Origin of the sequence: Paenibacillus sp. DP01, from assembly GCF_044784315.1 — a bacterium.
Lineage (GTDB): Bacteria > Bacillota > Bacilli > Paenibacillales > Paenibacillaceae > Paenibacillus > Paenibacillus polymyxa.
This window is the reverse complement of record NZ_CP173059.1, coordinates 77,842-87,418: the sequence shown is the minus strand read 5'-3', so window position 1 is coordinate 87,418 and position 9,577 is coordinate 77,842. Positions and strand designations below refer to the sequence as shown.

The window sequence follows — 9,577 nt, the reverse complement described above, 5'->3', positions numbered from 1 at the left end:
TTTAACGCGCGCTTCCACTCCGTCATTGATCAAGTGAAACAATTTCTTCCGCCTCAGCCACCAATCGTTCGCCTACGGTAGCCCGGCCACTTCCGAGAATATAACCACGCCGACGCTTGACCACTTCAAAATAGAGATCTATTCGGTCCCCAGGCTTGGCAAGGCTATGAAAGCGAACGCCATTGAGGTTGGTTAGGTATGAAATACCTCTTTTGTCAATCGCAGCGAATGCCGCTAATTGTGCAAGCGACTCCACGATCAGCATAGGAGGCATGTATGGATTAGCTTCTGTAATAAACCATTCGCTTGAGGTAACAAGCTTGTACCCCTTTGCCCATTGCGACGTTTCGTACCCGGTCACACCATCGAGCAGAAGAAATGGGTACCTGTGCGGAAGCACATCCTGGATATGGATTAGCTCTTCGCTCACAGGCTTATACCCCCTCCCACTTACGAACGGCAAGACAGACGTTGTGTCCTCCAAAACCAAAAGAATTACTAATCGCCGCACGGACTTCACGTTCCTGATATACATGCGGTACAAAATTCAGTTCAGGGGTTTCGGGATTGTCACAATTGAGTGTCGGTGGTACTTTGCTGTGGATCATGCTCTGTACCGTTGCAATTAATTCGACTGCCCCAGCACCGCCCATTAAATGGCCTGTCATGGATTTAATAGACGATATCGCCAAACGGGGAGCATGCTCTCCAAATACTTTTTGAATAGCGTTAATCTCCATTCGGTCATTAAACGGCGTACTCGTACCGTGGGCATTGACATAGTCAATCTCCTGCGGTGTCAAGCCCCCATCTTGCAGCGCTATATTGATCGCTTCTGCCGGGCCGGAGCCCGAGGGATCTGGAGCCGTGATATGATATGCATCTGTTGTGCATCCGTAACCCGCCACTTCAGCCAAAATGGTGGCCCCCCGGTTCAAGGCATGCTCCAACTCCTCCAGCACTAGAACCCCTGCCCCACCACCGATGACAAAACCGTCGCGATCCGTATCAAACGGGCGACTGGCTTTCTGCGGCTCTTCATTACGTCTGGAAAGAGCGTGAATATTCGCAAAAGAAGCCAAATCAAGCTGACTAAAGTTGGCCTCTGCTCCTCCAGCCACTACGACATCAGCTGTGCCGTATTGGATCGTACGTAATGCCTCACCAATGGCATTGCTTCCTGTGGCACAAGCAGTGACCACAGCAAACGAAGGTCCCTTAGCACCAATGGCAATAGAAATTTCGCCAGGCGCGGAATTAATCATCATCGAGGAAACAAAATAAGGAGAGACCCTTTTAGGACCAAGCTCCGTTAATTTTCTGTAGTTCTCCTCTATGACATCGAGGCCGCCTGCTCCAGAGCCGACGATAACACCCACACGACCTGCATTTCGTTCGTCTATGACTAACCTCGATTGCTCGACTGCCTGACGGGCAGCCGCCAAAGCGAATTGAGTGAACTGTGCAACCTTTTGGGCTTCCTTTTTGCTCATATACTCCAACGGGTCAAAGCCCGTAACTTGTGCACCAATTTTTGTTGGTATATTTGCTGTATCGAAAACAGTGACAGGTCCGATTCCACTCTTTCCTTCCAGCAGTGAATTCCAGAAATCTGTAAGATGAAGCCCGATCGGCGTTACGACTCCCTGTCCTGTCACTACAACACGTCTTCTCACCATACCCACGTCCTTCGCTGAAATTAATTCTTGGAAGCCTGTTGCTCGTAGAGAGGAAAGTCGCCATATACATGACTAATTTTCTCATGCACATCTGCAAGATCAGCAAACACCTCGACGACCACAAGCTTGTTCTCCTTGTATTTTTGCCAAGCAAGCTGAAGCTGCTCCCGAGCCTCCCCCTTGCTGCGGATTGCCAGACTTTCGACAAATTCATACTGGGGAATTTGGATTCCTGTCTTGACCGCCTCCGAAACAAATGGGAAGGCTTGTCCTGAGATATGCTTATAATTCATCTGATTTTGCAGCCAACCGTAGCCGCCATTATTAAGTACAAGATAAATTACTGGTATTTGATACTGTACCGCCGTCATAAAATCTGAACAAAATAGATTGAATGCACCGTCACCTACAAGCGCTACTACCGGGCGTTCTGTCGCCACACTTGCCCCCAGAGCAGCGGCCGCACCGAATCCAAGACTTGTTTGGTCACTGGGGACAATGGAAAGTGAGCCTGAGGCAAAACGGAAATATGGATAAAAGTAGGACCACATATCCTGCAATCCGTTCTCTTGTAGAAGCACTAGGTCTTCAGGAAACTCCGTCTGAATCATGTCCAACAGTTCTGGAACGTGGATGCCAGGGGCCTTTTTCAGCTCTTCCAAATAATTAGTCCTCTCTGAAAAAGCCTTCTGTTTACATCCTCTGATCGTTTCAAGCCACGCTCCATCGGGCTCCTGTCCGCGCCGTTCTAGCCATTGCTCCACTGCCGCATATCCATCACCAAGCACCTTGATGCCCCTGAATTCGTGCGCAAAATCCTCCAGCTCTACATTGACTTGAATTAAAGGCGTACCCTGTAGCAAAATATCCCACTCGAACGTAGCCGTTTCTTCCAATCGACTGCCAAGCGTAATGACTACATCGGATTCCTGCCAGATTTGTCTCAGACTAAGATCGGTATAAAGACCGGCAACACCACAGAAAAGTTCATGGTCTTCATTCACTACACCTCGTCCCGAGGCAGTTGCGAACACAGCCGCTCCATGTTGGTTAGCGAACCGCTCAATCACATCGCTTGTCCCTGACTTCATTCCGCCTCCGACTAGAACGAGTGGTCTACGGGCATTCTCAATGATGTTCCATGCCGCATCCAGTTCCCTAACAGACGGAGAGCACGAGAGCTTTTCTGGCGGGGCAAACTGAATCCCTGTTGGCACAGACTGGTCCATCAGGTTCTCGGGTAATTCTATATAGACAGGACCTGGTGCTCCATTGATAGCCAAAAAGGCAGCCCGCTCCATCGCCCATACAAGCCGATCCACATGCTCGACACGGTAAGCCCATTTTACGAGTGGCTTCACGAGTGAGATTTGATCGGCTTCTTGAAAGGATCGGGTACCCAGCTTGTCTCCTCCGGTGCCAAGCGCCAAAAGCAGTAGCGGGGCACCCAGGTTCTTGGCTTCCAGCAGCCCCGTAAGTGTATTACTGAGCGCAGGGCCTTTCCCCACAACACACACGGACATCTGGTTAGTTGTGAGCGCATAGCCTGCGGACATAAATACAGCATTACGCTGATCTTTGCAGAGAATAAAATCCATACCGGATGAGGGGAGTGACGCTACGATATTGAGATCGTCACTTGGTAATCCAAAGAGGTGCTGGGCCCCAGCCGATTGTAAGTAGCCAATGATGGCATCCCAGGGGGATATGCTCGCGGTCATACCAAACTCCTCTTTTCTGACAAATATTCTGCGACAATTTCCGAGATCAAGATCGGCTTCGAAACGAGCTTATAATCGTAAAAAATATAGTTCGACATTGTGCCATAGCCACCAAAAGGCTTATTGCCTTGATCCACATCCTCAAGGGTTTGATTAATGGTCAATGTGTGCTTCTTTCGTAGAACGTCTGCCAGATGCTCTGACCCGTATAAGCTACAACCCATTGCCCGTTCGCTGAAATAACTGGAGGAAATGCGCTTGATCAATTGCTCGTCGTCTTGGTAGCTAACTACATTGAATACAGGCGAAAAATACTCAATAATCTCCAAGTTCTGATCCAATTCGCTATATACAACCGTTGGCTCCATTTTTTTCGTACGGAAATCAATGCCGCCGCCGTAAATAATAAACTTATCGTTCGTATTAAAATATTCAGAAACCGAATATAGCGTGTCTTTATAGAATATAGGGGAGTAGTTCGCGTTCGGATCATTGTTGGCCCCAAATACGAGTTCGTCAATCCGTTGAATCAGCAAGTTTTTAAATGGCTCGCTCACCTCTTGATGTACCAGGATGATGTCGGGTCCCAGGCAGTCCTGTCCAGAGTTGAACAATCTCATGCGGATCACATCGGTAACCGCCAGCTCCAGATCGGCATCTGGTCCAATGATGAAAGGATTGATCCCTTGTCCATAAAAAATGTAGAGCTGATCCTTGCGAATCTGTTTTTTGATCTTCTCCGCATTGGTATAGCTCCCGGTGAACACCACAATATCAGCTGGCATCACGGAATTCTCCATGAACACCTTCTGGCTAACTTTGCGAATATAGATAGGTAATTGGTGTACTGCTTGCAGCTTTTCATGCAGCATATCGACATACTCGTTTACGTGAGAAGAAGGACGAAAGTCTATATTTTCAACGTACAGGGATGGAATCAAGAGGTATAATGCATAGGAGTACAAAATGACGTTGGAGGGCATAAATACAGCCATAGATCGTTGCCAGCTTGGCTGATGGGTCTGCACTTCTTGCAATGCACCTTGAAGTGTGAGGATCGTGGAGTCAATTTCTGCATTGGCGGCCCGATAGGATGAAAATTGTGTGAGAATATCCATCACTTCTTGCCGATTTTCAATCAAATAATTGAGGCATTTCAGAATAGATTCATGCCTTTTCAAAAACAGTGTGTTTTCTGCCAGTTCTGGATTTATACTCATGGCACATTCTCCCTTTCCTATATGCGATTTTGGTAAATATCTTGTTATGCTTTGCGAGAAGCAGCTTTCTCTAGAGCAGTGCGCTCCATCTCCAGACGATCTACTTTTCCATTGCGATTTAAAGGAAAATGGTCGAGCGGAAGCAAAAGATCGGGAAACATGTAAGAAGGGAGTACCCGATTCATCTCTTTGCGGAGCACAGGTAAGACCTGTGAGGATTCACTTTCGATGAATGCAACAAGCAAAGTCCCTTTTGCCTCATCCTCCAAAGTAATCACACAGGATCGGTAACCTAGTGAACCAATCCGGTCTTCGATATAGACTGGGGAGACCATGTAGCCCATCCGGTTGACTGTCTTACCACTGCGACCAATAACATACAGCATTCCGTCATCCAGATAGCCTAGATCTCCCGTCTTAAACCAGCCATCCTGGAGAACAGATTGTGTCAGGTCGGGACGATTCAGATAACCTTCCATGCATCCGGCACTTCGTATCCACACTTCGCCTACGATACCGTCCATCTGATGGTTGCCAGTAGAATCAAGTATTTTCAAATCCACACCAGGTAATGGTTTGCCACACCCCTTCGGACACTCCAGCGTCCCCAGCGTGACGTTGCCCAGTTCAGAAAGGCCATAACCATTCAGCAGGGGCTGTCCAAATATGTTGTTAAATTTCTCTTCGAGGTCTTGAGTAAGTGGAGAACCGCCTACGCACCACATGCGGACTGGGGATTGCTTGATCAATTCCAGTTGTTCGGGTTTTCGGCTTAGCATACGCAACAAGGTGTAAAAAGCAGAGGGGTTAGCGTCTACGACCGTCGCCCGGTCTTTCGTAATACTTGCAATGACGCTCCAGAGGTTTTTTGGATTGCAGATGATGAGAGAACATGAGGTTAACCACCAGGAGAAGATAAGTGAAATTCCATAAAAATGAGAGAAAGGCACTACGGGGAGCATATGGTCAGACGGTATGTAGTTCATAGCGTGTATGGAATGTCTGATATTCTCCATAAAAGCTGAACCAGCTTTCACGATTCCCTTGGGTTTTCCCGTCGTACCTGAAGAATACAGAATGAGCGCATCCGGTCTCTCGCACCACTTGTTAAAGTCGAGGGCTTCGGGCTTTGGCTCTCCCACCCAATGCGGGTGTACTGCTTCTTCTTGAATGAGATCTTGAATCAGAATAACGAGAGCATGAGGAACTTCTAAATCGGAATCCGTCAGAATGCAACAGGCACCCGCCTCATCATAGATTTGGGCCACCTCATCAATTACCGTCTGCTCGTCCACCACAGTTACCGAAACTGCGAGATGACACAGGGAAAACAGAGAAACAACAAACCAATAGGAATTGGCCGCTTTCAGAATCACTCTACCGTCTTTAGGAATTCCTCTGAGAGCCAACATCCGTGAGAAGATCGTCACATCCCGCTCCAGACGTTTCCTGCTCATAATTCCTTCAGGTGAGATAATACGGCAATCCGTATGCGTAATAAGCACAACGTTCCCTCCTTACATCCCCGTAATATGGTATCCAGCATCTACATGGATAACTTCACCCGTAATGCCTCTCGATAAATGGGAAAATAGGAATAACGCCGTATCTCCGACTTCAGACGTATCGACCGTCTTGCGTAGGGGCGTAGTTTCTTCAATATGCTTTAGCATTGTGTTAAAATCTTTAATGCCATAGGCGGCCAAAGTACGTATAGGACCAGCCGAAATCGCATTTACACGAATGCCGTAAGTACCCAGATCATTCGACAGATAGCGCATGCTGGCTTCTAGTGAGGCCTTTGCTACACCCATAATGTTGTAATTCTTGATGGCTCGTTCTGCGCCGATATACGTCATGGTGACGATACTTCCACCCTCCGTCATCAGCGGGTATACGCGGCGGGATACAGCAGCCAGAGAATAGGCACTGATTTCTTGAGCAACCGCGAATCCCTCGCGAGAAGTATCGACGAACGAGCCTTCCAAATCCTCAGCCTTAGCAAACGCAACACTGTGGAAATATCCGTGTAAGACGCCTACCTTCTCCTTGAGAAAGTCCGCCAGTGCATCCAATTCTTCATCGCTCTGTACATTGCAAGGACAGACAATGGAACCCGGAATGGTTTCAGCGAGCTTTAGCACCCGTTCTGCAACCCTCTCATTTTCGTAAGTAAAAATGAGATTTGCTCCTTCCGCAGCTAAAGATTGGGCTGTCCCCCAGGCAATACTCCTGTTATTAGCCACACCCATAATCAAAATGTTCTTTCCACTCAGTAGTACTGCCACAGAAACCACCTTTCCTTTTTACATTTTTAAACATAATAACAACTTAATTGCGTTTGTCTACATATATAGACATATATAATCTTTCCTGGAATATTATCTCGTCAGTTGCCAAACTTATATAGGCGCCGTTTTAGGCAGATGGCAAGAATATTTTAAAAATTGTGAATGTGGTTTCTGTTGGTCTGTGTTCAAATCGAAAGGAGTCCATGCGTGTGAAAAAAGTGGTGAGGCAACGATAAGATGACTGTCAAAGCGATTTTAATATAAAAATATCATACTCTTATAAATATTTCCATTCCGACGATAGACTCATCCCATTATCGAAAGTAACCACTTCATTTCACCATCAATGACTCTCCCGATTTGAACATCCTGAGTGACCAGCCTGATTCGTTTCAAGCTTGCGGCTCTATTCCTCTTGGCTAAGCCTTATGTTTATGTTTTTTAGGAGCTAAGGTATAGCTGAAGGAGACAACAAAGTCGATTGCCAGAACGATCGCCCATGTTTGCATGATGCCCTCCAGTGCCGCCGTACGCTGCGGATCACCTACATATACAATGATGGCGAGCAACAAAGCGTTGCCTATAGCCCACCCCAACAGGTGAAGCAACCAACCTATACGCTCCTCTTTTGCATGAGCAGCACCATACTTGCGTTCAGGCTTGGGTCCTTTACCAAACCAATGAGAGAATCGTACATCGGCCCACTTAATTAACCTATGACCAAACGCTACGGTAATACCAAAATAACAGGCTGCCAGGCCAGTAGCAGTCGTAATCTCCATGCCACTTCTCACCGTGATGAACACCGCAATCAGCAACAGGATATCAATAATTGGGGTAAAGAGTAAAAGAAGGCCCCCTAATTTCTTCAACCCAAACATATACCTTGCGACTAACCCTGCAACAACAAAAACCCAAAATAAAACCTCAGCACTAATAATAAATAAATACATAATGGACGATTCCTTTCAAATTTGAAATTGGTATTTCCCTAAGTCCCCCCCTTCATGCCCACTATCATACAATATTATACATAATATTCCTAGTATTTTGTCTATAATTACATAAAAGGAAACAAATAGCCGTTTTTTTACAATAAAATTGCGGCTATTTAGTCCATTTCCTCTTATTCTCAAATTGGGCATTTTTCATAATATGCTACAAATAAAGGATTATGTTATGTGCAATAAAAAAAGATGCTCCCCTGTCATCAGCACGGGTGCATCTTTTATATAGATAAGCTATCCAATTACAATATGTCCTTCAGGACGACGGTACAACGTCTTGGTCGAACGTGGGCGAATGGCATAAGCGATCGTAAGAGGACCGATTCGACCAATAAACATCGTCACACAAATAATCAGCTTGCCTGCGTCAGACAATCCTGGCGTCACTCCTACAGACAGCCCTACCGTTCCGATGGCAGAAGCCGCCTCAAATGCAAGAGAGAGAAATGGGGCATCCTCGGTCATTAAGAGCAGTATAACCACAATCGAGAATATAAATAGCGCCATTACAATAATGGTCAACGCCCGCATCATGATATCCTGAGGAACCCTATGACGGAAAAACACAATCTCCTTCTGTCCTCGCATGACGGCAATTAACGCACCTACCATAAGCAGAAACGTAGTTGTTTTAATTCCTCCTCCAGTAGAGCCTGGAGAAGCACCGATAATCATCAGCAGCATAATAAAAAATTGACTGGCCTGCCTTAACCCGCTGATGTCGACCGTGCTTGTTCCCGATGATCTCGTGGAGACGGATTGGAAGACAGCGGCATATACTTTGCCTTCCCAGTTCAGTCCGCCCAAGGTTCGTGCATTGGTAAACTCAAAAACAAATATAACCAGCGCACCAATGACAATGAGCGCTCCCGACACGCTTAGCACCATTTTAGAGTGTAAAGTCAGTCTCCGGGTACGACGAAAATCGAACAAGTCGCTTAGTACAAGGAAACCCAATCCTCCCGAAATCACAAGCACAGATGCAATCATATTGAAAACAAAATCTCCAGCGTATTGTTGAAAGCTGGTCCCAAACAGATCGAATCCCCCGTTATTAAAGAGGGATACGGAATGAAAAATCCCATAATATATCGCCTGTCCGACCGGCATCTCTCGCATCCACCGCAAAGCTAAGACGACAGCCGCAATTGCTTCAATGGTAAAAGAAAAGATCAGCACCTTGCGAATAATGCGCACGATCCCTTCCATGCTATCAGCGTTAATCGCTTCCTTAAGCAGCAGCCGATCCTTCAACGATAGCCGTCGTCCCATCAATAGCGCAAACAAGGTCGCTAAGGTCATAAACCCTAGCCCACCTAGCTGCATCAGCACCAAAATGACGGTTTCTCCAAATACCGTATAGGTCGAATCGACGTCAACGACGACCAATCCTGTGACACAAGCAGCAGAGACGGACGTAAAAAGCGAATCAATCCAATGCGGAGCATGTCCACCATGATTGGCAATAGGAAGCATCAGCAGCAAAGTACCCAATGCAATAATCAATACATATCCGATGACCAATATAAAAGGAGGCGATGCGAACCGACTAAGCTTGACGCTGCGTTTCATCAGAACTATTCCTCTCCATCCGTTCTTATGAAAAAGAGGAACTAGACACGGGAACCCCGGCTGATCCTCTATATTCATAATGTGATG

General features: G+C 46.6%; 8 protein-coding genes. All 8 read right to left on the bottom strand.

What is annotated here, in order from left to right; all coding sequences use genetic code 11:
• Nucleotides 1-22: 22 nt before the first annotated feature.
• The 8 genes from ACH59B_RS00410 to ACH59B_RS00375 all read right to left on the bottom strand — a co-directional run bounded on the left by ACH59B_RS00410 (nucleotide 23) and on the right by ACH59B_RS00375 (nucleotide 9,490).
• Nucleotides 23-430: a 3-hydroxyacyl-ACP dehydratase FabZ family protein gene (locus ACH59B_RS00410; RefSeq protein ID WP_016818886.1), complete on the bottom strand. Its 408-nt coding sequence runs from the start codon at nucleotides 428-430 to the stop codon at nucleotides 23-25.
• Nucleotides 431-434: 4 nt separating this feature from the next.
• Nucleotides 435-1,679 (bottom strand): beta-ketoacyl-ACP synthase II, encoded by a 1,245-nt coding sequence (fabF, locus tag ACH59B_RS00405; protein ID WP_031462565.1) that lies wholly within the window; start codon nucleotides 1,677-1,679, stop codon nucleotides 435-437.
• A 20-nt stretch (nucleotides 1,680-1,699) separates the two neighbouring features.
• The gene (locus ACH59B_RS00400) at nucleotides 1,700-3,400 is read right to left on the bottom strand and encodes a thiamine pyrophosphate-binding protein (protein ID WP_404303073.1); all 1,701 of its coding nucleotides are present in this window, start codon (nucleotides 3,398-3,400) and stop codon (nucleotides 1,700-1,702) included.
• The gene (locus ACH59B_RS00395) at nucleotides 3,397-4,620 is read right to left on the bottom strand and encodes an aldehyde dehydrogenase family protein (RefSeq protein WP_016818889.1); all 1,224 of its coding nucleotides are present in this window, start codon (nucleotides 4,618-4,620) and stop codon (nucleotides 3,397-3,399) included. Before ACH59B_RS00395 ends, ACH59B_RS00400 begins: the two co-directional genes overlap by 4 nt.
• 44 nt (nucleotides 4,621-4,664) lie before the next feature.
• Nucleotides 4,665-6,125 (bottom strand): AMP-binding protein, encoded by a 1,461-nt coding sequence (locus ACH59B_RS00390; protein ID WP_404303070.1) that lies wholly within the window; start codon nucleotides 6,123-6,125, stop codon nucleotides 4,665-4,667.
• Nucleotides 6,126-6,137: 12 nt separating this feature from the next.
• On the bottom strand, nucleotides 6,138-6,908 hold the full coding sequence (fabI, locus tag ACH59B_RS00385) for an enoyl-ACP reductase FabI (protein WP_017427043.1): 771 nt from the start codon (nucleotides 6,906-6,908) through the stop codon (nucleotides 6,138-6,140).
• 422 nt (nucleotides 6,909-7,330) lie between these two features.
• Nucleotides 7,331-7,864: a hypothetical protein gene (locus ACH59B_RS00380; RefSeq protein ID WP_016818892.1), complete on the bottom strand. Its 534-nt coding sequence runs from the start codon at nucleotides 7,862-7,864 to the stop codon at nucleotides 7,331-7,333.
• Nucleotides 7,865-8,152: 288 nt separating this feature from the next.
• Nucleotides 8,153-9,490, bottom strand: a complete 1,338-nt coding sequence (locus tag ACH59B_RS00375) for a TrkH family potassium uptake protein (protein ID WP_044787817.1) — start codon at nucleotides 9,488-9,490, stop codon at nucleotides 8,153-8,155.
• Nucleotides 9,491-9,577: the final 87 nt, after the last annotated feature.